The sequence below is a fragment of the Paenibacillus sp. S29 genome, assembly GCF_049319765.1.
GTDB lineage: Bacteria > Bacillota > Bacilli > Paenibacillales > Paenibacillaceae > Paenibacillus > Paenibacillus polymyxa_B.
This window is the reverse complement of sequence record NZ_JBMOUI010000001.1, coordinates 348149-371784: the sequence shown is the minus strand read 5'-3', so window position 1 is coordinate 371784 and position 23636 is coordinate 348149. Positions and strand designations below refer to the sequence as shown.

The following is a 23636-nucleotide window of genomic DNA, read 5'->3' as shown; positions in this document are numbered from 1 at the left end:
AACATCAGACGACAGAAAGTGTTTGCTCCAACCAGTGCCTTAGCGCCTGACGATGCAGTGTTAAACTGTTATCCCTGTCAAGCCGATCATATTGAGCCGCATATTTCTCTTCCAGCGCGGGATAAGAACCGCAGAGCTTCAAAAAACCGCGGATTTGGCAGACGGCCTTGATTTTTAGCAAATTCTGTTTAGCCATATCAAGGGTATCCAACCCTTCATCCATAAGCCGCTCGGCATTGTTCACATCTCCAGTACGCAAAAGCATAAGTCCGCGCATCATGCGATAACGGCCCAGTTCACGCAAATACGGAGCCTCCGACAGCATGCCTTCCAGACGATCAGACAGTTCCGCAGCCTTTTCCATTTGATTGGAAACCAGATGCATGTACATCTCCATCAGTGCAACAGGCATCACAAATTTATCGAGATCATCCCGCTCCATGACCCTCCAGGTAAGTGGTAGACCTGCCTGTGCGCGTTCAGGTTCTCCATTTTCCACATAAGCCTCCAAAATGTTGAGAATGCGTAATTCCCGTTCCTGTTCACTGGACAGCAGCCTGCTGGAAAGCGCACACTCACATAGAGCAATCTCCTCATTCGTTACCCCTGCTGTGCCCGTAAATAGCAGCAACATCCAATACAATCGGTCTACAAGGGCAAAATCCTCCCGCTTCAAGAACCAGGACACATCCGCCTGTACAAAACGGGTATACATTTGATAAAAGGCGGACATTTGAAAACCCATCTGCTCCTGCTGGGCAGCCAGCGCTACGATGGAATTTCCCTGCCCCAACAGCTGGTATTTCCGGAAAAGTCCATGTACGGCGTCCTGCACCTCCTGATCGAGCAAGGACGGATGATTCTGTGGCTGCACGTCAGTCAAGGTCAAGCTGTAGCCATACCCTCTAACCGTATGAATACGGAGCCCATCCCATGACTTCAGTTTTTTGCGTAATCTGTAGATATGATCATCCACCGTACGCTCCACCGGATACTCCAGCGGCCACACACGATCCAGCAGTTGTTCCCGGGTGAACACCTGATTCCGGTTATCGTACAGAAAGCGCAACAGCGCAAATTCTTTAGCCAACAACATAACACGATCTGCATTACAGACCACGCTGTAGCCATCTGCATCAAATTGTAGCCTGATCATCCACCTCGCCTCCGACATATCGTTTCTTAGCTGCACCTAGCCCTATAAACATAAGCAACACACTCAGACACAAGAGCAGCAGCAGCGGGATTGTCCAGCCTTGCGTCGCATCATGCAAATAACCGAACAGCGTCGGTCCTGTTGCTGCTAGCAAATAACCAAAGGATTGTGCCATACCAGACAGCTCTGCTGCCTGCTGCGGTGTCCGCGTCCGCAAATTAAAGAACATCATCACTAACGGGAAAGCAAAACCACCCGCTATACCGATACAAATGACCCAAATCACACTCCACTGTGTAGCCCCAAGCAGAAATCCACCCAAACCGATAAAATACAGCGCAGCCATAATCAGAACCAATACCCGCTGATCCTTCACCCGCGCTGCCCAAATAGGCACAATAAAAGTAAATGGCATTTGTGAAAACTGCAGCACGGACAGCATCCATCCCGCAGTCTCTGAATCCATCCCCTGTCCGCTCATCATTTCGGGAAACCAAGCGGCAGGAACATAGAACAGGGCAGATTGCAGCCCCATAAACAGCGTCACCTTCCAAGCCAAAGACGATGTATACACATTCACGGTTCGCGCGGACACTGCCGCTTTATTGGCTGTTTTGCGCGCCTTAAGGAGCTGGGGCACCCAGAGTAAAATACCTACGACACCCACAATCGCCCATATTCCCAAAGCACCTCGCCAGCCCATACCTCCGTTCAGAGCCAGCGGTATACTCAGCCCGGATGCTGTTGCAGCAACCACATTCATGGATACTGAGTATACGCCGGTCATCAGTCCGCTGTTGCGAGGAAACTCCTCTTTGATCAGACTGGGCAGCAACACATTACACACGGCAATAGCCAGTCCCAGCATGGCGGTCCCGACAAATAATGCGGTCACCCCCAGCGTTGAGCGCACCACAATACCTGCGGTCAACAGCAGCAAGGCTGCAAAAATAATAAGAGATGACCCGAAGCGGCGCGACAGTTTGGCTACAAAAGGCGACAACAGAGCAAAAGCCAGCAACGGCAATGTCGTTAATAGGCCACTCAGTGTATTCGAAATATGCAAAGAATCCTTAATCAAACCGATAAGAGGTCCTACCGAGGTAATCGAGGCGCGCAGATTGGCACCTACCAGAATGATCCCTATGGCAAGCACCCAAGGACCGGCATGCCACAAAGATTTGTATACCAAAGCTCGTTGGTGTTGCTGTGAACTCATCTCTCCATTCTCCTATCTATCTGTGTTATGCTCAAAGGCTCCAACCAAGTGTACGGCTGGAGCCTAGCAATTTTTATCTCATTAAATTATAAAGGCATTCGTGCCATATGCATAGGACGGATCGAAACAGCGCTCCAAGTCTTCAAGTTCAGCATATAGCTTCATTAAAAAATAAAAGCTGCCTGAAAGGATAGTTTCCTTTTGAGGCAGCTTTCAGTTCATAAACTTCGATGCGACCAGCGCTGCTTAACGTACCAGCCAGCCGCCGTCCACCGCCAAGATATGACCGTTCATATAGTCGGAACCCTGACTAGCGAGGAAAACCACAACTCCCATCAAATCAGACGGATCGCCCCAACGACCCGCAGGAATACGCGACAAGATTTCTTGATTGCGACTTTCATCCGCACGGATTGGAGCTGTATTTGCCGTAGCAATATAACCCGGTGCAATCGCATTAATCTGAACGTTATGAACCGCCAGCTCATTCGCAAATGCCTTGGTCAAACCAGCTACCGCATGCTTGCTCGCTGTATACGGCGGAACGAATTTGCCACCCTGAAAAGCAAGCATAGAAGCGACATTGATAATCTTCCCGCTTTTTTGCTCTACCATCACCTTTGCCACTTCCTGGCTCAGGTGATATACGGCATTCAGGTTAATCTCCATAACAGCGTCCCAATCCTCATCTTTATACTCCAGCAGAGGGGCGCGACGAATCGTACCTGCATTGTTTACAAGGATATCAATTTTACCGAATTCATTGACGCATTCTTCTACAATTTTTTTAATGGATTCTTTCTCTGTCAGATCAGCCTGATAAAAGGCAACCTTCACACCCGTTGGCTCCAGCAAACGTCTTGTTTCTTCATATTCATCATTGTTAGCTACAATGAACAGATTTGCACCTGCTTTGGCCAAAGCTACGGAATATCCTTGACCCAAACCAGTGTTGCCTCCTGTTACAATCGCCGTTTTACCTTTTAGACTGAAAAAATCCAATGAAAAATTGTCCAGACCCATGCCTACGCCTCCATCACAAATTAGTTTAAAACCTATAATTCCTGAAGCCTACAGCGCTGCGCGTACTTCCTTATATTTAGCTACATAACGTGCTGCATTTTCTGTGATCAAGTCGTAGCGACCTTCCTTGGCTGGAGCCGTCAAATTACCCCCAATTCCCACGGCTACACATCCGTTACGCAGCCAGGTTTCCATATTGTCCAGATCAACGCCACCAGTTGGCATAATCTGTACATGAGGCATTGGACCTCTGACAGCCTTCACAAAGTCCGCCCCCATTGCACTGCCTGGGAACAACTTCACGACATCGCTACCCAATTTCATGGCTTCCTTGATCTCATTCAGCGTCATACAGCCGGGCATATAAGGAATCGCGTACAAATTGCATAGCTTCGCTGTTTCTTCTTCAAAAGAAGGACTCACGACAAACTCAGCTCCGGCTAGAATAGCAATTCTTGCCGTCAGTGACTCCAGTACCGTTCCTGCACCAATCACTGCCCGATCCTTAAATTCGTCTCTCAATCTTCGAATGACCTGATCCGCATCCGGCGTCGTAAACGTAAGCTCAATATTATCCAAGCCGCCTTCAATGCAGGCTTTAGACATTAGATATGCTTCCTCCGCCGTGTTTCCCCGAATGACTGCGACGACACCTACTGAAGTGATATGTTCCAAAACTTTCTTTTTCGTCATGTTCCTGATCCTTTCCACGAATGGGATGACCATGTACCCTCAGCCACTTGCAGGTTCACGCTCCAATACACTGATTGGATTAACGCAACTCGCTCATGGCAACCTGATCCATGTCTTTATATGTTTTATTTTCACCGGCCATGCCCCAAATGAAGGTATAGCTGCCCGTAGCCGCACCGCAGTGGATAGACCAAGGTGGAGAAATAACGGCTTCATCATTTTTCATCACCAGATGGCGCGTTTCGTTCGGTTCACCCATCAGGTGGAACATTCTCGCATTCTCATCCAGTTCAAAGTAGAAATACACTTCCATACGACGGTCATGAACATGTGTCGGCATGGAGTTCCACACACTGCCGTTCTCCAACGTCGTCATCCCCATAACCAATTGGCAACTTTGAATGCCTTCATCATGGATAAAGCGACGCAACGTACGGTTGTTAGCTGTTTCCTGTGAACCCAGACTTTCAGACGGTACATCGGCAAAAGACTGCTTCGTCGTCGGATACGTAGTATGAGCCAGGGCCGAAACGATATAAAATTTCGCAGGCTTTTCACTGGAATCGCTTTCAAAGATCAACTCCTTGGCCCCTCTGCCTACATAGAGACAGTCTTTTGTGGCCAGCTCGTAAGTTTCACCGTCCACCTTGACCGTACCGCTGCCGCCGACATTAAAAATGCCCAGTTCGCGGCGCTCCAGGAAAGTTTCTGCTTTGATTTGATCGTTACCTTCCAGTGCAACAGATTTATTCACGGGATAAATGCCCCCGATAATGACACGATCTTCATGCGTATAGACCAGCTTTACCTCCTCAGGTACAAACAGTTCCTGGATCAAATAGTGCTGACGCAACTCTTCAGTCGTAAAATGCTTGGCATGTTCGGGATGAGTTGAATAACGCATTTCCATAAAAACATTCCTCCTGTTTAGATAAACTTTTTTATCAACGGAATTGTTATAAAAGCGGTTTCTAACTCTACTTCTTAGCTAGAATTGTAATAATTATCTAAGAGGGTGTCAACCCAAAACTTCACTATTCCTAGAAAAACCCTTAGTACATACGAAGTTTTACACACTTTTTACCTTTTGATAAACAAAACCACATTTTTTTATCTGTATTACCTAAAAAGTTTTTAGCCAATATATCAACTTCATCATTGTGAAAAACCGATTTATGTGATAATTTCAATTTATTCAGTTGGTGCATGCGCTTACAGATTAAGTTTACTAAACATAAGGAGGAATACAAATGACCGCAACATTGGATGCTGTTACCTTCGGAGAACCGATGGCCATGTTTTATGCCAATGAAGCAGGCTCTCTGGATGAGGTGCGTTCATTCACCAAAGCGTTGGCCGGGGCAGAGACGAATGTTTCAGCCGGTTTGGCGCGTTTGGGTCTACGGGCGGGACTCGTGACCAAACTCGGCGAGGATACGTTCGGCAAGTTCATTGCCAGTGCGCTACGTCAGGAAGGGATCGACACACAGAACGTCATGTTTACCAAAGACCACTCTACCGGCATGCTGATTAAATCCAAAGTTACAAGTGGGGACCCCGAGGTGGAATATTTCCGCAAACATTCCGCCGCTTCTACATTAAGCATCGCAGATTTTAACGAGGCTTACTTTTCCGGAGCTCGCCATCTGCATTTTACAGGTATTTCTGTCGCCCTCTCCCCTGAGTGCCGTGATTTCGCACGTCATGCGCGGCAATTTATGAAAAAGGCTGGCAAAACCGTATCCTTTGATCCGAACCTTAGACCTAAGTTATGGCCTGACACGAAAACGATGGTGGAGGCGATTAATGAGGCATCTGAGGGGTGCGACTGGCTTCTACCCGGCATTCATGAAGGTAAAATATTAACAGGCTACACCTCACCGGAGGATATCGCTTCGTTCTACCTCGATCGCGGCACCTCGCTGGTCATTATCAAGCTGGGAACCGAAGGCGCCTATTACAAATCCGCAGATGCGGAGGGATATGTCAAACGTTTCCGCGTAGATCATGTCGTGGATACCGTCGGTGCCGGTGACGGATTTGCCGCAGGCGTTATCAGCGCGCTGCTGGAGGGCTTGCCCCTGGCAGAAGCAGTCAAACGCGGGAATGCCCTCGGCGCACTGGCCGTCATGTCAGCCGGAGATATGGACGGCTATCCGACACGAGCCGAGCTGGAATCCTTTTTGCTCAGCGCCAGCACAAATTAGTCGGGGTTTATTCCCCGCATAACCTTCACCGCTATAAGCGCAAGCTCAACAAGGCCGAATCCAAAGTCAGCCTTAACTTCCAATAGCCCGTATTCGCGTTTGTACGATCTGAGCAGCATACGCATACTCAGATCGTACAAAGGAATACGGGCTATTTTTATAATATATGACACATTGCTCGTCTACAGTGTTTTGACGGATTCTCCCCGATTGATATCCGGCACAAATCGGTAAATAATCGGGACTGATTCTCCGCCTTCCTCAATGCTGGACAGCAGTGTTTTTGCCGCCTGCTTCCCCATATCCGCAATGGGTTGTGTAATGGTCGTAATCGGCGGATTGTAAATATGGGCAAACTCCGCATCGTCAATCCCGATAATGGACAGCTCTGCCGGAATACGTATACGACGGGCATTCACATACTTCAACACCTCAGCCAACACGATATCATTCCCGGCCAACAGCGCAGTCGGCGGCTCCGGCAGTTGGAACAACTCCTTCAGCGTCTGCTGGATTTCTTCTCTCGGCACACTGTGCATATATTCTTCACGAGATGGCAAGCCATGCTCCTCCAGCGCCTTTTTGTATCCGCTTAGCCGCTCCACTCGTGGAGTAATCCGATTCAGGCCAAGGGGCAAGGTAATCAGCGCAATTCGCTCATGCTTGTGAGCCACAAGTTCCTGAATCGCCAGCTTAATCGCCATTTCGTTATCCAGTAGCAGGCTGCGCGTATTTACCCCATCTACCAAACGGTCCAAAAACACTAACGGATACTTTTCACGAATGAGCTGGTTGTAAATATCTGCATGCTTGCCTGTCGGGAAGATGATCAGGCCATCTACCTGCCGAGCCTTGAGCATCTCAATATACTGACCCTCCTTGTCTGGATTTTCATCGGCGTTGCAAATAATCACCTGAATGCCAAAACGCTGCAATTCCTCCTCAATCGCACGGATAGACTGGATCGAAAGGGTATAGTCAATGTTGGCTACAATGACCCCCACCATAAACGTCCGGTTTTGCTTCAAGCTGCGGGCCAGCCCGTTAGGCTGATAGTTCAGCTCTTGAATAACCTCGGCAATCCGGTCTCTGGTCTGGTCGCTCATATATTTATATCGTTTGTTCAGAAATTGCGAGACAGTGCTTTTAGACACTCCTGCCTTCTGGGCAACATCTTCAATCGTCGGCTTCTTCATCGGTACACTCCTTGTCTTTCATGTACTGCGTTAGTGCAACAAAAGTATATCTTTTTTTTAGTAAATTTACCATACTTCTATTTATGGATGCCATTATGATATAAGTCGAACTTCAAAGTTGCCTATCGTGCCCCCGTGTAGAAGTATGGTTCTCCAGCAGCAAAAAGAGGCAGTTCAAGATGTTCTCTTGAACTGCCTCCGCGTACACAACTTTATCGAAAAGCTAGGTTCCAGCTGGCCCTAAATGCTGCTCGACATCAATGTGCCGGAACGGGCGTTGCAGACTGATCTGGTGTATCGTGCTCGACCAGCGCATGCTTTTCCCATAAACGGCTTTTCCAGCGGGCATACATGATGACAGCACGAGTCCATTCATCAGCAGCAATGGCCAGCCACACACCGGCGAGCCCCATGTCCAGCTTGAACACAAGCAGATAACCAAGCGGCAAGCTCATACAGACCATGGAGATCAGACCCATAAAGACCGGGAACTTCGCATCTCCAGCAGCACGTAACGAGTTAATAATGACGATATTCGTGGTCCGGCCAGTTTCTAGCAGAATGCTAAGTAAAATGACCTGTGCTCCCAAACGAATAATTTCAGGGTTTTCCGTGAACAAACCAAGCAAGGGAACACGGAAAAAGATGACCACCGCATCAATAATCACGGTCACGAGCAACGCCCATTTCACACTGGTCAGTACACGTTTATAGGCAGTATCCTTCTGTCTGGCTCCCACGAGCCTTCCTACCACAATAGCCGTACCCATACCGACTGCCATACTGAACAAGTAAATATAGCTTGAAATATTATTCGCATATTGACGTGTCGCCATTGCTTCTGCGCCCAGATAAGTCACGTACAGTGTGAAGATGAGCTGACACGACTGATACATAATGGACTCCAGCGCGGATGGTACACCAATGCGCAATATTTTAGAGATGAACTTTTTGGACAATTGGACGTAATATTTCCACTCGACACGAACCTCAGTGACCCGGTACATCAGCCAGAAGAAGATCAGGAGACAAATAAAGCGGCTACCTACTGTAGAAATAGCAGCACCTTCTACTCCAAGTGCAGGCATTCCCCAATGCCCAAAAATCAAAACATAGTTGCCGACCACGTGGATCACGTTCATAAAAACCGATACATACATTGTTTCTTTGGTAAAACCATGTGTACGAATAGTCGCCGCCAGCGCATTAATCAATGCTTGAAGAAAAATGGCACCTCCGACGATGCTCATATAAGACTCCGCGTAAGCCAGAATCTCACCCTGGACATTCAGCCATTGCAACATGTGCGTACCAAATACGAGAAAAATTACGCTAAGCAAAAGACCTACCATCAAATTCAACGTAATGGCCGTACCTGTAACCTGGGCCGCTTCGACTAGTTTCTTAGAACCGATATATTGAGCTACGACGATAGCAGCGCCGTTGCCGATAACCTCCAGTACAAGGATAGCAATTGAAATAATTTGATTGGACGCGCCCACACCCGACACCGCATTATCAGATACAGAACTGATCATGAATGTGTCGACGCTCCCCATTAGCATAAACAGAAACAATTCAAGGAAAATAGGCCATGTTAAACGGAACAAATTCAGTTCCTTAGCTTCGGACAATACCGAACCTTTTTTTAGTGCTCTGGTTGTCATTCATTCACCTTTCTTCATAGATTTATTTAACGATCAAAAGGTATGTTAGCACAGTCATTCTGAAAATACATCCCGTTTACGTAAAATGATTTGCAAAATGCGTAAGAATTCATTTATCACCCTCTTTATAATTGATTATCGAACTTTATTGAAACAGGATATTGCAAGAATATATCAGTAGTCTGGTCTTTTCGACGCAATTATGAGCTAAAGAGTATAATAGAATACGAGCCTGTGAGCATTGCCGCTGACAGGTTGTGAAGATTGTTGTATGCTTCCTAAGCATAATTTGTGAATTAAAGATGGAATATATAGGATATCCATAGGGTTAAAAGGTAATAAAGGAGGCTTTTACAGATGACTCAATCATTTCAAGCTCTTGTCGTCGATCAGACACAGGACGGTGAAGTTCAAGCAGAGGTACGTTCTCTGGAAGCTAGCAGTTTACCTGCTGGAGAAGTATTGATTCGTGTCGCTTATTCCAGCATCAATTATAAAGATGGGCTTGCTGCCCTCAAGGATGGCAATATTGTCAAATCCTATCCGTTCGTACCAGGCATAGATTGCTCGGGAACCGTCGTCTCTTCGGAGGATAGCCGCTTTAGCGAAGGACAAGCGGTGCTCGTTACCGGATATGGGCTGGGTGTGTCTCAATTCGGAGGATTCAGCCAATATGCACGCGTGCCTGCGGACTGGGTGGTTCCACTTCCAAACGGACTCACGCCGAGAGAGGCAATGATTTTCGGGACAGCCGGATTCACCGCAGCCCTGTCGTTATATCGACTGGAACAAAACGGCGTTACTCCCGAGCAGGGCAAGGTACTCGTCACCGGAGCGACGGGCGGCGTAGGCGGGGCAGCCATTGCCTTGCTGAACAAGAGAGGCTACCATGTCGTAGCCAGCAGTGGCAAGGCCGATGCGCTCGATTACCTCAAGGCGCTCGGAGCAGCCGAGGTTATTTCCCGCGAGGAGGTCTACGACGGTGCGGAGAGCATCCGCCCGCTGGGCAAGCAGCTTTGGCAAGCAGCTGTTGATCCTGTAGGCGGAAAGCCGCTCGCTTCGCTGCTCAGCCAGATCGCCTACAACGGCTCCGTTGCCGTGAGCGGCCTGACGGCAGGCACCAAGCTGCCTACGACGGTGCTGCCGTTTATTTTGCGCGGCGTAAGTCTGCTGGGCATAGACTCTGTCTTCTGCCCATACGACACTCGCGTAGCAATCTGGAAGCGGCTCGGCAGCGAATGGAAGCCGGAACAGCTGGAGCAGCTCGTTGAGCGCGAAGTCGGATTGGCCGACCTGCCAAGCGCGCTCGAAGACATACTTGCAGCCCGCTCGCAAGGAAGAACGCTAGTACGGCTGGTTGACTAAGCGGAGTAGTCCGCAAGCTATCCATTGACGTGTTTTCGCGTGAAGAAGTGTCATCCCTTAGGGTCTAGCTTAGGAACATGTAAGAAGCCTGTAAATCTGCAATTTTGAGATTTACAGGCTTCTTTTTTCGTGTGGTACATTTGAAGCAGACGGTTTACTTTTCGCAACCAAATGAACCTTTTGAGAACCTCAGTTGTTATATAGATAAACTGCACGAGAAAGGAGAGCACATCATTGGAGAGCAATCGAGAGTTGTTTGATTTGTATCAACGAGATGTATACCGAACCTGCTACTACATGGTACATAATGCATCGGATGCAGAGGATTTAACGCAGGAAGTGTTTATCATCCTGTTTCGCAGCAATCGTGAACAGATCGAACAACTAAAAGCCTGGATTATGAAGATTACGGTCAATCATTGTCTGAATCACCTTAAACGCCAGAAAAGCCTGCATTTGAAGGTATCGGCTAATCCCTATCTATTTAGCGGGGCGGAAGGTAAACCTGTAGACAGGCTGGTGGAAGAACGCGAATCGGCAGAGGAATGGGCCGTTTATATGAATCGCCTTCCGGCCAAAATCCGCGCTGTGCTGACACTCCGCTATATGCATGATTTCACGCTGGCGGAAATATCCAAACTGCTAGAAATTCCGCTGGGAACCGTCAAATCGAGGACTCACAAAGGACTAAAGTTATTGGAGCAAATATTGCGGGATGCAGGGGTACAAATTCCCGAGATGGAAGGAGAGAACTATGAACAACATAGAAAAGGCATTGAAGCGCAAGTTAAATGATGATTCGGAAATGGCCTATCCTGACTTCGGTGAGATGTGGAACCGGATGGAACAGACAGGGCATACTGCCCCTACGCTAACCGACACTTCCGATTCATTCACTCCCCACCGACACAGAAACTGGCGCAAAATAGCTATTGCCGCCTCTCTAAGCGCACTTCTGGTTGCAGTTCCTGTCTATGCCGCCATCCACTACAACTGGGACAATCTGCTACGCGGAAGAAGTGGCATCCAGACAGCATTAAAGCAAAACCTCGGGCAACCGTTGGAGCAGTCCGTGACCAGAGACGGAGTGAAGCTGACGCTGCATACCGCTATTGTTGATGAAAACCGGACCGTGATTCTGTACAGCTTGGAGGTCGGAAAACGAGCAGACAACGAGTTTTGGAATGTCAAAGGCGTATCGCTAAAAAGTGCCGCGGGGGAAAGCAGTGCAGGGGAATATAACTTTCAGCAATGGGACCCGAAAAATCAACGGTACAACGGGTACTTTGAAAGTGACTGGACACCGCAGCAAGAAACAGAGAACGTGCAGCTGACCATAGATCATATAGAGCTCACCAGCGTTCAGGAACTGGATTTGCCGCTCGATATTCGGTCGCCTCAAATACAGACGTTCAAGCTGGATCGTAGCGGCTTACAAGATATGAAGGTACAGGTATTCGAACAAGGTAAGGACAAACTGATGCTGTCCTCAGCGATTACCTTCGATTCGTCCATACCAAAGAGATGGGACAATCCACAAATTATTGCCTACAAAGGCGACGAGCCTGTGATGTCGCAGCCTGGAGGGGCTTTTGGCAAACCCGGTGATAACGGGGAGTATACCGCACAACAATATTTTACTAAAGCAGATATACCGGAAGGACAGACTGCTTTCAAACTGCAATATGCACAAACTGAGAAAAGTATACATGAACCCATAAACTTTGATCTGCAGCTAAGCAAGAAGAAAATGGAAAGCGGGACGATTAAAAGTGCGCTGAATATCCCACTGGAGAAAGGCAATCCAAATGTTTTGCTAGAACAAATGATTGTCACACCTACGCAAATCCGTGTCACGATCAGAAGCAAGGAGAAATTCGCCATGTTACCTTATCAAAAGTACTTTCTTTCTGTGAACGGCACAACATTAGAAGGTAGTCGTTGGTCTTCACCTGATCAGGAACACGATCTGAACACGATCCGTTTTGAACGACCTTCCAATCTTGTGATTACCAAGGACACTCCTATTACTTTTACAGGCAAATACAAGGTTACGACCCATTCGGATGACAAAACGCCACAGCGTTTAACTGATATTTCTGAGCAAAAACAGACACTAACGACGCAAGTCGGTGGCTATCCTGTGAAGTGGACCTACTACAAACAAGGATCAGACTTATTCGTAGAAACCGAAAGCGAGGATGCTCACTTTGGAGGGATTAACCAGACGCATATTGGCCTGGGTAAAGAACGGATTATCGGCAAGCCGATCACAGCCAATTTTGCCGGAGACGGCAATAACAAGGCAGTGGATGTCTACAAGAACTTCAAAAAGAAGGAAGCTTCTATCTATATGTTCTACTATACAACGGACGACCCGGAAGCAGAGACAACCGTACCCTTGCAGCCTCTGACAAGCAACAGCAAAGCATCCAAATAGCAATGCTATAAAAAGAGGGTCCTCTATACCTGTGTGAACCGTGGTATAGGGAACCCCTTTTTATTTTCCTATGAAGGCACAGTCTGCCTGGAACGATTGACTCCCGTCCTACTTTACAGAACCTTGCGTAACGCCATTGATAATCCATTTTTGTGCAATCAGATAGACAATAATCATCGGCAGCAAGGCCATCAGGTACGAGGCAAAGGCCAGATTAAAGTCGGTATTGAACTGCCCCTGAAATACATACTGGACGAGCGGTAGCGTATATTGCTCCGCATCGCTGATAATAATGAGCGGCAGCAGGAAGTCGTTATATGTGGACAGGCAGGTGAGAATCCCCACGGTAGCACTGATCGGTGCCATCAACGGAAAAATAATTCGCCAGAACGTGCCCCATGTCGTCGCCCCGTCTACCGTAGCCGCCTCTTCCAGCGCCACCGGAATGGAACGGATATAGCCGACATAGACGAAAACATTAAACGCCAAACCATACACCGTATGCAGCATAATCAGGCCAAACAGATTGGTCATATGAAGTCCCGAGGCCAATTTAACAATCGGCAACATAATGATCGGGAACGGAATGAACATGGCGCTCACAAAGTAAAAATATAATCCCTTAAACAAGCGTCGCTGCATATTACGGGCAATCGCATAAGCGACCATCGAATTGGTTAGCAAAGTCAATATGACCGTCGATGTCGTGACCATCACACTGTTCTGAAAAGCGCTGAAGAAGTTGGTCATTTCTACTGCACGACTAAAATTTTCCCAATGCAGCTCGGTCGGAAAGGCAAAGGCGGAGTGCGCCATCTGTTCGGGATTTTTAAGTGCTATCGTTACCGTCATATAGAGGGGAAACAGGATAAATATTGTCCCCAACGCTACCAGAAGCAGCACAGGCCAGTTGGTACGTCTGCTTGTTTTCATCAGTTATCCATCTCCCTTCTCTGGAGGAATCGCAGCTGTAAGATGGAAATGATCGCGATCACAATAAAGTAAATAACAGAGTTAGCCGACTGATAAGCAAATTCTCCGCCTTTAAATCCCCCGGTGTATATCAGGTGGGAAATCGACTGGGTGGCTCGTCCCGGCCCGCCATTCGTCAAAGCCACGATCTGATCGAACACCATCAGGGAATTTTTCATCGCCAATACCATATTAATCGTGAAAAACGGAGCAATTAACGGAAAGGTAATGCTCCAGAATTCGCGCCATTTACCCGCACCGTCCAGGTTGGACGCCTCATACAGACTTGTCGGAATGGTTTGCAGCCCGGCCAGATAGAGAATCGTATTAAAGGCAATCCCCTGCCATACAGCTACGATGACAACCCCCACCCAAGCCAGTTGTTCACTGCCCAAAATGTTCGTCGACAATGAGGTAATACCTAAATTTTGCCCCCAAATCGTAAACACGTTCGAGAACAAGTAATTGAATATGTAACCCACGATTAGCACGCTCAAAATATTAGGCAGAAAATAAATACCGCGGAAAAAGTTACGAAACCGTATTTTAGCATTCAGCCCTAGCGCAATCAGCAAACTAAGGATATTAGTCGCAATGGTAACCACAATCGCAAATTTGAAAGTAAACCAGTATGCGTTCCCCACATTGTCGTCCTGAAACAAATTAATATAGTTCTTAAACCCGACAAAGTGATACTGATGACCAAAGCCGTTCCAGTTTGTAAGCGAATAATAAAAGCCCTGCAAGGCAGGCAAGGTCAAAAATACAAAAAACAATAGCACTGCCGGCACCGTCATCCAGTAAAAAGTCGTTAGTCGCTTATTCATGTCTCCTCCTCCTCTCCTATCGGCGGTTAGCTACCTTATTCCATTCACGGTCGAGCTTAGCTAGATAGGCGTCGATGTCTCTGTTTTGCAGGAAGGCCTGCACAATCGAATTCAATTGGACCGCTTTGGGAATATAGTGATCGGCAAAATCAACGACGCGGCCCGATTTAAAATACGGCAACAGCTCTGCCACACTCGGATCATCCTGCGTGACTCCCTTCACCGCCGAAAACAGCGTTTGCTCTGTAATGTATTGCTTGCTGTTCTCCGGCTTCAACAAGAAGGCAATGAACTCCTCGGCTTCCTTTTTATGCGGAGTGCTCTCCGATACGGCTAATAGCGTATCTATACCGGACACCAGCTTGACTGCCTTTTCGTCATTCCCTGTTGGTAATGGGAAAAATCCAAGCTCCACTTTCGGATTGGCTTTGCGAATTTCAGATATGGCCCACGAGCCCTGAATGTACATCAATCCCTGCCCGTTAGCGAAGGCACGATTACCGTCAGCATAGTTTTTGCCAAAATTATCACCATGTCCGTATTTCAATAGCTCCAGCTGCTTTTCCGCAACCTCGCGGTACTTGTCCTGAAAAGTGACCTGATTTTCACGCCGTTGCAGGAAAAAATCAATGCCCACCAGATTCGGGCCCAGCGCATTAAAGGGGAGGTTCGTTTGCCAATCATCTTTATATGTAAAATAGAACGGGATTTTTCCAGCTGCCTTGATCTTTTGCGCCGTTGCAATCAGCTCATCCCACGTTTTGGGTACCCGTAATCCCATTTCCTTGAAAAGCGTTTTGTTATACATCACACCATTCGCATTCGCAGCATAAGGAATTCCATACACGGGATCGACCCCGGTTACATCCTTAAGCATTTTGAGGTAAATCGGGTCAATCGTACGTGGCAATTCTGTATTCGCCAGGTCCGTAAAAATACCACTTTGTGCCAAAATGGAGTAGGTATCGGTGGCCCCAAGCCCTACAATGTCAGGTACATCGTTTTTGACAACCCGGGTCAATAACACAGTCTCTGCCTCTGGCGGGTTGACCTGTGTCACTTCAATACCGGGATGTTCCTGATTGAATTGAGAGATTAGCTTATCGAATGAACCCTTTGCCTCCGGCTTGTTTTGAAAAAACTCAATTTTCACCTTACCCGAAGCATCGTCCTCGTTGCATGCGCTTACAAAAAAAGCCAATAAAAGGATCGCCGCCAGTGTAGACAGCTTTTTGACCCAACACCACATACTCATACCTCCTCTTCCCCTATGTCAATCTATGCGGAACTAGACAATTAATACCCGTCCCTTATGGAAAAGAAACGATACTGCTACAACAATCTGATAACAGGAGGAACCAATGTTAAAAAAGATCCAATTGACCCTCAAACGGTCGGTTGGATCTTTCTTTTACTTTTATGATGTTCAGGTTACAAGTCTTATTTCTAAACAATCTTTTTTTCCCATCGTGTAAAACTAATAATGATACTTACCAGAATCAATCCACCTGCACACATCCAAAAATTAAAAGAACTGTCTACTCTTAAAGCAAGCATTATTTGCTGAAATGGGTCCATTAACATAATGAGGGGCCTAAACAACTCAAAGAGAAATACGGATAAGATAAGAATCACTATATAAGCAAATAGTGGCCGTGACACGAACAAACATACAGTGCTACTCAACATGAGCTTTACCAAGCAAACCAGCGTTAATACCAAATAAAACGAAAGTATGTAGGGTACGGCATCTGATGGGGAAGAGGCGACGGATGAACCATATTTAAAAAAAGTAGAGCTGTGTGGGAAAAACAACCATCCAGCGAATACACCTATAAGCAAGCTTGTCCCCATAAAAATGGCCGTTGAGACTGATAGTGCGAGCAACTTGGCAAACCAAAAATGAAAACGTCGATACGGTCGTAGCATATATAGCCTATATGCTCCAGAATAGAGATCGCCGCTTAACTGATCCACGTACAGAATGGGCAGGATTGCTGTAACTAGAAATAAGGCAACCTCACTCATCATCAGCCACGGCAGGTTCAGATTATTTACGACCACAGTTCCTTCACCAAAACGTAAGACCTTCGTACCCGTTACTTTATGGCTCCATATAATTGCAACCACGATGAATATATAGGCTATATATAATAAAAGAGTGGATTTGCGATTCCAAATTCGTTCCATTTCACTTCGCCAGATTGCCAGCATGAGGAAATCCCCCCCTAATACAGATAATCATCAGTCACAAAACGGCGGTATGCGCCCCAAGTAAACAAGATCAGATATAGACTAACAACAGTGATAATCGCCCCATTCACAGACGAATTGCCCATTAAGGACCTATCTAATCCTGTATGCTGCATATATGGAATAATCATAAATGCGATCACATTGTATAGGTATGGGATATGGGAAACAAAAGAGGCCAATTTTAAATATAATGAATCAAACAATAGAGAACCCAGATTGTATACCATACAAACACCGATGGCATACGTTACACTTTTGCTATACATAGCGACGAAACAATAGAAGGAGCATATTGCTAATAATGAGGCAAGCGCCCAACCATAGTATTTAAGCATCTGCAGTCCTTGAGATTCGGACAACCCCGCATCACTTACATCATATGAAAGAGTCCATACTTCAACGATCACCTGCGATGATACTGCAAATACAATGAGAAGAAACAAAATAGTAGCATTTAAAACCAGCAGTTTACTCCAGAAAATCTGTCCGCGGGTAAATCGGCGCATAAATAACAACCGCAGTTGCCCGCTTCGAAATTCCTCTGTATATACAGCAGCAGCTAAAGCAGCTACAGCTATGTTGCATACTAAAAACAAATTCTCACGCAGACCAGTAACGACAAAGTTTAAAGATAATACCTCAACAGGAACCTTCATCGTGCGCAAAAAATATACTCCTGTCGAACAAGCAAGCAGCGGCGTACATAACACCATGAGCCAGAACCACTTTCGTCTCCATAATCGCTCGAACTCACTGTATATTAATGATTTCATAGTCCCATCAATCCCATGAAAGCATCCTCTAGCCGTTGGCCGTCCTCTACTAGTTGATCAGCAGGTCCCTGCCAAACTAGCCTGCCCTCTTTGATAACAATGAGTTCGTCACACATCTGTTGCAGTTCATCCAACAGATGACTGGAGATAAAAAAGGCATAATTCGCTGAATCACGTAGCTGAAGCACGATATCTCTCAGCTCCCGCATTCCCATAGGATCAAGCCCATTAGACGGTTCATCCAGCAATAAAAGCTCAGGAGCACCCAGCATGGACTGCGCAATACCTAGCCTTTGCTTCATTCCCAGCGAATAGGTCTTCACCTTGTCATCTCCCCGTGTTTCCAGTCTCACCTTTGTAAGCAACTCTTCAATATGTATCTCCCGATCTGAGGGCACAATCTCAGAGTGTAACCGTGACAAATTGCGCAAAACCTGTCTGCCTGTCATATAATCAAAAAAGACCGGAGATTCAATGATAGCCCCCACCTTGGACAGCGCCTTTTCCCGATCCGTCTGTACATCATATGAAGCTATCTTTACAGAGCCGCTGGTTGGCTGCATTAATCCGGTCATGATTCGCATCATTGTAGTTTTACCAGCTCCATTAGGTCCGATGAATCCATATATCTTCCCTTTCTGAAGCTTAAAGGAAACACGGTCTAACAAATGCCTTTTCCCCATTCTTTTCGTTACCTGACTGACCTCCAGCAAGGAGTCTGACATACTATTCCCTCCATCCATAACAAATCACAACATAGCCAACGCGTGCATTTGATATGTAAGATCATGATGGACAACACAGACTTCGCTTAACAATGAAACAAATTATTTATTCAATTTAAAAAATATCACATGTTGCGAAATGCAAACAACTCACTTTATATGTAAAATATAATGATAATGACACATCAATACCATTTATCTTAATTAATGGTCATTAATTTTCGTGATGATCTCTTTGTCTTTACGCTGCAAAAAAGGTAGCCCCTCAGTAAACGCTCTACCTCAGGGCTACCCTCTATATAAAATAAACTGTTTTCTATCCAGTAACTACTAACCTGTCACCTACTCCAGTTCAACCCACTCGCCGAGCAACGTGTCCAGCTCCGCTTGCAGTCGCTCACGCGCGTCCCACAGCTCCGCCATGTGTATCGTGTCGTCGCTTGTGCCGAGCAGCTCCAGCTCGGCATCCGCCGCCACCAATTCTGCTTCTTTGGCGGCGATGGCCTGCTCCAACCGCTCGCTGGATGCAGCGGGCGTGCGTGATGGCTTCGCGGCGGCCTTCGCTTCGCGTGCTCCAGACCCGGTAGCGGGCGAGCCCAAGCGACCTGAGCGTGCACGGCTCGCATCGTCTTCCGTAGTCGCTCCCGTATGCACAGCCGCCCCCATGCCATTGCTCGCTGCACTGGAATGTACAGCTGAGCCCGAGCCCGAGCCGCCACCCGATGCGGCTCTGCTTGCAGATGTCGGGCGTGTCCCGGTATCCCCCTCGCTCTGTAGACGAGCGTTCTCCAGCTCACGCTTCTTCGCTCGGTACTCATCAAAGCTGCCTAGATAAAAGGTCAGCTTTCCAGCCTCCAGCTCCCACACGCGCCCTGCCAGCTTGTTCACAAAGTAGCGGTCATGTGAAATCGCCAGCACCGTTCCCGTGTAGGTGTCCAGCGCTTCCTCCAGTGCCTCGCGTGAGTCAATGTCCAGATGGTTCGTCGGCTCATCCAGCACCAACAAATTTGGCTTTTTCATGACCAGCAACGCCAGCCGCAAGCGGGACCATTCGCCACCGGACAGCATGCTCACGGGCTTAAACACATCGGCACCGTAAAATAAATACTTCGCTAGCAACCCGCGTGCCTCGCCTTCTTCCACCCCTGCTTCCTCCTTGAAGTAGGCAAGCACAGTCGCCCGGCTATTCCGTTCTCTTTCTTGCTGCGCCAAATATCCGTACTCCACGCGCGCACCCCACTGGACCGTGCCTGCATCTGCGCTTTCCTGACCAAGCAGAAGCTTGAGCAACGTCGTTTTACCTGACCCATTATCACCCAGCAAGGCCACCTTTTCGCCAAATTCCAGACTACCCGTTGCCCCGTTTAATATCTGTCGCTCTCCATAGGCTTTAACAATTTCTTCAAACTGCAGTACTCGGCGACCGGAACGATCCTCCAGCTTTAAGTGAAATTCCGCCCCCTGCGGGTCCAATACAGGCCGCTTCACCAGTTCCATGCGCTCCAACGCCTTACGAATGGAGGCTGCTTTTTTGAAAAACTTTTCGTTATCGCCATTGCGACCCCACTCTTCAAAACGCCGAATGGCCTCTTTCATCTTTTTGATCCGCTTTTGCTGTTCCTTATAATCTTCAAATTGTAGTAGCAATCGTTCTTCCTTTTCCTTCACATAGCCGCTGTAGTTCGTATAATACGTAAACGCCTCGCCATCCTCAAGCTCAATCATTTTAACGGCGACCCGATCCAGAAAATAACGATCATGAGATACAACCACACACGCACCTGTATAGCCCTGCAAAAATTGCTCCAGCCACTCCAGCCCTTTCAAATCCAGATGGTTGGTCGGCTCATCCAGCAGCAGCAAATCCGGTCGTCCGATGAGCTGTGATGCCAGCGCTATTTTTGTTTTCTCTCCACCCGACAGCGAGCCGAAGCTGCGCGTATACATGCCTTTGGGAATACGCAGCCCATCCGCTACCTGGTCAATGTTTGCATCCATTTCATAGCCACCATTGCGTTCAAACCGTTCCTGCAAGGCAGCATACGATTGCAGTAGCTTCTCCAGAAGGCTCGCATCCGCTGCCACAACCGGATCTGACATTTCCCGTTCCAGTGTGGTCATCTGATTACGGCAATCCTTCAGCTCACGATAGGCGTAAGCAAGCGTTTCGTACACAGTGAAGCTCTCAAACTCCGCCGGAATTTGCGGTAAATAGCCAATTTTTGTATCCTTGGCGATGACGAGCTGCCCTTCATCCGGGCGGGACAAACGTGCGATTAGGCGTAATAGGGTGGTTTTACCGCTTCCGTTGCGGCCGATGAGCCCCACCTTTTCTCCCGTATGGATATCAAACGATGCACCATCCAAAATCAGATTAGCAGCGTGGTATTTTTTCAATTGTTGACCGTTTACTATATACATGTTCAGGCTCTCCTTTATTTAGGAAGACCCTTACCCGGGTAACACAAAAAGAGCCGCAGGAGCAACCCCGCGACTCTTCGGAAGATACAGCAATCCGTTCGAGTTAAGGTAGGCGTCTTCTCGCGATGTTTACAACCGTATGATTAAAATTGGACAGACTTCTCCCGTTGTATGGAAAAGCATGAACAATGCCAGCCATAGCAATCGGCAGCTGGCTAATACGGTTGTTCAGCATCTCGTGATTCACCTACCTCACCTCCTTCTTCATAATTGTGTGTAGTATAACATGTTTGCTCGTATTATGAAAGAGGACGATGGTCCATCGAACTATGAAACAGAGTGGTGTCCTCTGACAGCCTGCGAAGTCCCGGCTCTGGTAATCGAAAATACGCCGCAGACAAAAGCAACAATCACAAATGCCCCACCTACCCAAGCGTTCGTGGCAACAGATTCACTATTCTCAATCACTACTCCTCCCAAGGCAGAGCCGAGAGCGATCCCGACCTGGAGCGCGGAGAAATTAAAGCTTTGCTGAATACTACCCGATTCGGGTGCATTTTCAATAAGATAACTTTGCATCGGGGGCGACAAGGCCCAACTCAGTATGCCCCAGATAATCAGTAGTGGCGCAAATACATAAATCGAGTGAATTGAGAATGGCAGCAAGAACATCACGGCGATAAACACGCCTACGACGACTAGAATACTTTTCGCTGTGCCGAACCGATCTGCCAAAGAGCCGCCAATAAAACCACCGCTCACTGCCGCCAGCCCAAAGACAAAATAGGCCACACTAACCCACGAAGCGTTCAAGCCCATCATATTTTCTAAAAACGGAGTGAAATACGCATATAACGTGTAATGGCCCGCCAGTGTCAGCGTGGTCACCAAATGAGCACTGATGACTTTAACATTTTTTAAGGATTTCAACTGATCACGCATAGGTACAACATGTTCTGTCGGAATCCGCTCCATAAACAAGTTGATAACGATCATAGCAACGACCGTCAACAAAGCAATGATCAGGAAAAGCACCCGCCAGCCAAATGCATTTCCAATCAGCACCCCGGCTGGAATACCTAGAACGATGGAGGAGCTAACCCCCATGGAGATGACACCGAGGACACGGGCTTGATAAGCCTTGGACACCACTTTGACTGCAATGGTCAGTGACAATGTAACGATCAGCGACCCGCTTGCAGCGGTAATGATACGGGATACAAACAAGACTGCATAATTCGGACTCCAGAAGGCCAGCAGACTTCCCAGAATAAAGATAAACATCGACCACAGGTACAGTCGTTTTCGTTCAATTTTGGCTGTCAACGCCAACAGAGTTGGCCCAGCAATAGCATACACGAGCGCATAGATCATGATAAGCTGTCCTGCCGTGCTTACGGAGACATTCAAATCCTGTGCAATTTGGGGTAGCACGCCACCGATAATCAGCTCCACCAGCCCCACCGTAAAGGTCGCAATCGTTAAAATAACTACTTTGAAGTTCATTACATTAGCTCCTTTGCTGTCATGTAAATTCCCTCGTATTACGCAAAAAAATCCTGACCACAAGAAATGTACAAGACGTACACTTTTTGTAATCAGGATTTATCGGTTCCTGGTAGAGACCCTCAAACCATATTATTGAGGTTATACAAATGGGGCATTCATTTATTACGCATTCACGAAGGTTATAGCTATTACTATAAAGGAGCCTGCGGCTAAGTTCAACCCCCTACAGCCGCAAAAATTCGCTCATAGCACGATCTGACAGATAAGGTAGGTACTCATGACCGTATTCGTGATACAGGAGTATTTCCTTGTCTGATACGATTTTATTGTACACCGCAAACTGCGTGGAAGGCGGACAGATGATGTCCGACAGCCCTGTCACAAACAACACACGACCACAAATACGATCTGCCAAATGTTGAATATCGATGTAGCCTAGTCGGTGAAAGAGCTCCTCCTCGCGCAGATGGTTCGGATCAAACCAACGAAAATAATAAACCAGTTCTTCATATGCAGATGTAGTGGCATCCAGCGCCCAGGCTCTTTTATAGTCCGACAGAAACGGATATACCGGAACTGCCATACGGACACGCGGCTCCAATGCAGCACAGGCAACCGTTAAGGCCCCTCCCTGGGAGCAGCCAAATGCGCCGATCCGTTCAGGGTCGACCTGCTCCATAGACATCAGAATGCGCACTGTCTGCACGGTATCCAAAAATACATTGCGGTAATACAACCGATCCGGGTCCGGGTCGTCAATCCCTCGGATGATATGGCCGCGTACCGTCGTTCCCTGAACCTGCAAATTGTCCTCGGACAGCCCACCTTGCCCCCGGCAATCCATGGCCAGCACGGTGAATCCGTGTGCCGCATAGCTTACCTTGTCGAACCAGTCGCCACTGTCGCAGGAATATCCATGAAACATGGCCAAAGCTGGCCCTTGTTCCGCAAGGTGCTTGGGACGAGCCAGCTTCCCATGAACCTTTGCTCCGCCCACTCCAGTAAAATATAGATGGTAACACTCCACCATCGGAGAGATAAAATCAGCAGGCTCCAGTGTATAATCAAGCGGCTGCCGCTCCAGCTCCTGTAATGCCCGTTCCCAGTATGCGTCAAAATCCGGTGGCTTCGGGTTACTCCCCATATATGACTGCAATTGCTGTAAAGACATATCCTCCGGCATTCAA

At 47.5% G+C, this 23636-nt stretch carries 22 protein-coding genes and 1 riboswitch; of the genes, 4 read left to right on the top strand and 18 right to left on the bottom strand.

The window, feature by feature from the left end; genetic code table 11:
• Positions 1-4: 4 nt before the first annotated feature.
• The 5 genes from ACL9RM_RS01685 to kduI form a co-directional block, all read right to left on the bottom strand.
• Positions 5-1156 carry a winged helix-turn-helix domain-containing protein gene (locus ACL9RM_RS01685; protein WP_250266901.1) on the bottom strand — a complete coding sequence of 384 codons (1152 nt, stop codon included), beginning with the start codon at positions 1154-1156 and terminating at the stop codon, positions 5-7.
• The gene (locus ACL9RM_RS01680; protein WP_165177966.1) at positions 1137-2375 is read right to left on the bottom strand and encodes a CynX/NimT family MFS transporter; all 1239 of its coding nucleotides are present in this window, start codon (positions 2373-2375) and stop codon (positions 1137-1139) included. Before ACL9RM_RS01680 ends, ACL9RM_RS01685 begins: the two co-directional genes overlap by 20 nt.
• 246 nt (positions 2376-2621) lie before the next feature.
• Positions 2622-3398 (bottom strand): 2-dehydro-3-deoxy-D-gluconate 5-dehydrogenase KduD, encoded by a 777-nt coding sequence (gene kduD / locus ACL9RM_RS01675; RefSeq protein ID WP_061831955.1) that lies wholly within the window; start codon positions 3396-3398, stop codon positions 2622-2624.
• A 48-nt stretch (positions 3399-3446) separates the two neighbouring features.
• Positions 3447-4091: a bifunctional 2-keto-4-hydroxyglutarate aldolase/2-keto-3-deoxy-6-phosphogluconate aldolase gene (locus ACL9RM_RS01670; protein ID WP_025683172.1), complete on the bottom strand. Its 645-nt coding sequence runs from the start codon at positions 4089-4091 to the stop codon at positions 3447-3449.
• 79 nt (positions 4092-4170) lie between these two features.
• Positions 4171-5001, bottom strand: a complete 831-nt coding sequence (gene kduI, locus ACL9RM_RS01665) for a 5-dehydro-4-deoxy-D-glucuronate isomerase (protein ID WP_250266902.1) — start codon at positions 4999-5001, stop codon at positions 4171-4173.
• A 340-nt stretch (positions 5002-5341) separates the two neighbouring features.
• Between kduI and ACL9RM_RS01660 the strand changes: the two genes are divergently transcribed.
• Complete coding sequence (locus ACL9RM_RS01660; RefSeq protein WP_250266903.1) at positions 5342-6298, top strand: sugar kinase; 957 nt, start codon at positions 5342-5344, stop codon at positions 6296-6298.
• Here ACL9RM_RS01660 and ACL9RM_RS01655 read toward each other — a convergent pair.
• From ACL9RM_RS01655 to ACL9RM_RS01645, 3 genes are all read right to left on the bottom strand, one after another.
• A complete protein-coding gene (locus tag ACL9RM_RS01655) occupies positions 6295-6471 on the bottom strand; it encodes a hypothetical protein (protein WP_155765236.1) in 177 nt (58 codons plus the stop codon). The genes ACL9RM_RS01660 and ACL9RM_RS01655 overlap by 4 nt on opposite strands.
• 9 nt (positions 6472-6480) lie before the next feature.
• Complete coding sequence (locus ACL9RM_RS01650) at positions 6481-7494, bottom strand: LacI family DNA-binding transcriptional regulator (RefSeq protein WP_061831958.1); 1014 nt, start codon at positions 7492-7494, stop codon at positions 6481-6483.
• A gap of 257 nt (positions 7495-7751) precedes the next feature.
• On the bottom strand, positions 7752-9161 hold the full coding sequence (locus ACL9RM_RS01645; RefSeq protein WP_023990870.1) for an MATE family efflux transporter: 1410 nt from the start codon (positions 9159-9161) through the stop codon (positions 7752-7754).
• Positions 9162-9518: 357 nt separating this feature from the next.
• Here ACL9RM_RS01645 and ACL9RM_RS01640 point away from each other — a divergent pair, with 357 nt between their 5' ends.
• The 3 genes from ACL9RM_RS01640 to ACL9RM_RS01630 all read left to right on the top strand — a co-directional run bounded on the left by ACL9RM_RS01640 (position 9519) and on the right by ACL9RM_RS01630 (position 12966).
• On the top strand, positions 9519-10526 hold the full coding sequence (locus tag ACL9RM_RS01640; RefSeq protein WP_250260157.1) for an acryloyl-CoA reductase: 1008 nt from the start codon (positions 9519-9521) through the stop codon (positions 10524-10526).
• 234 nt (positions 10527-10760) lie between these two features.
• Positions 10761-11321 (top strand): RNA polymerase sigma factor, encoded by a 561-nt coding sequence (locus tag ACL9RM_RS01635; protein ID WP_250266904.1) that lies wholly within the window; start codon positions 10761-10763, stop codon positions 11319-11321.
• A complete protein-coding gene (locus tag ACL9RM_RS01630) occupies positions 11281-12966 on the top strand; it encodes a DUF4179 domain-containing protein (protein WP_250266905.1) in 1686 nt (561 codons plus the stop codon). The genes ACL9RM_RS01635 and ACL9RM_RS01630 overlap by 41 nt, the downstream gene beginning before the upstream one ends.
• 108 nt (positions 12967-13074) lie before the next feature.
• Here ACL9RM_RS01630 and ACL9RM_RS01625 read toward each other — a convergent pair whose 3' ends face one another.
• From ACL9RM_RS01625 to ACL9RM_RS01580, 10 genes are all read right to left on the bottom strand, one after another.
• Positions 13075-13899, bottom strand: a complete 825-nt coding sequence (locus tag ACL9RM_RS01625; RefSeq protein ID WP_250266906.1) for a carbohydrate ABC transporter permease — start codon at positions 13897-13899, stop codon at positions 13075-13077.
• Positions 13899-14765: a carbohydrate ABC transporter permease gene (locus tag ACL9RM_RS01620; RefSeq protein WP_069290633.1), complete on the bottom strand. Its 867-nt coding sequence runs from the start codon at positions 14763-14765 to the stop codon at positions 13899-13901. The genes ACL9RM_RS01625 and ACL9RM_RS01620 overlap by 1 nt, the downstream gene beginning before the upstream one ends.
• A gap of 16 nt (positions 14766-14781) precedes the next feature.
• Complete coding sequence (locus tag ACL9RM_RS01615; RefSeq protein ID WP_250268975.1) at positions 14782-16014, bottom strand: ABC transporter substrate-binding protein; 1233 nt, start codon at positions 16012-16014, stop codon at positions 14782-14784.
• Between the two features lie 197 nt (positions 16015-16211).
• On the bottom strand, positions 16212-16979 hold the full coding sequence (locus ACL9RM_RS01610) for an ABC transporter permease (RefSeq protein ID WP_250266907.1): 768 nt from the start codon (positions 16977-16979) through the stop codon (positions 16212-16214).
• Between the two features lie 14 nt (positions 16980-16993).
• Complete coding sequence (locus ACL9RM_RS01605) at positions 16994-17794, bottom strand: ABC transporter permease (RefSeq protein WP_250266908.1); 801 nt, start codon at positions 17792-17794, stop codon at positions 16994-16996.
• Entirely contained in the window at positions 17791-18519 is a 729-nt protein-coding gene (locus tag ACL9RM_RS01600) for an ABC transporter ATP-binding protein (RefSeq protein ID WP_250266909.1), read from the bottom strand. The genes ACL9RM_RS01605 and ACL9RM_RS01600 overlap by 4 nt, the downstream gene beginning before the upstream one ends.
• 342 nt (positions 18520-18861) lie before the next feature.
• Complete coding sequence (abc-f, locus tag ACL9RM_RS01595) at positions 18862-20940, bottom strand: ribosomal protection-like ABC-F family protein (RefSeq protein ID WP_250266910.1); 2079 nt, start codon at positions 20938-20940, stop codon at positions 18862-18864.
• A 103-nt stretch (positions 20941-21043) separates the two neighbouring features.
• Positions 21044-21187: an RAxF-45 family protein gene (locus ACL9RM_RS01590; RefSeq protein ID WP_016822706.1), complete on the bottom strand. Its 144-nt coding sequence runs from the start codon at positions 21185-21187 to the stop codon at positions 21044-21046.
• Between the two features lie 80 nt (positions 21188-21267).
• Complete coding sequence (locus ACL9RM_RS01585) at positions 21268-22446, bottom strand: MFS transporter (protein ID WP_235306641.1); 1179 nt, start codon at positions 22444-22446, stop codon at positions 21268-21270.
• Positions 22447-22515: 69 nt separating this feature from the next.
• Positions 22516-22615: riboswitch (purine riboswitch) on the bottom strand.
• Between the two features lie 57 nt (positions 22616-22672).
• On the bottom strand, positions 22673-23632 hold the full coding sequence (locus tag ACL9RM_RS01580) for an acetylxylan esterase (RefSeq protein WP_250266911.1): 960 nt from the start codon (positions 23630-23632) through the stop codon (positions 22673-22675).
• Positions 23633-23636: the final 4 nt, after the last annotated feature.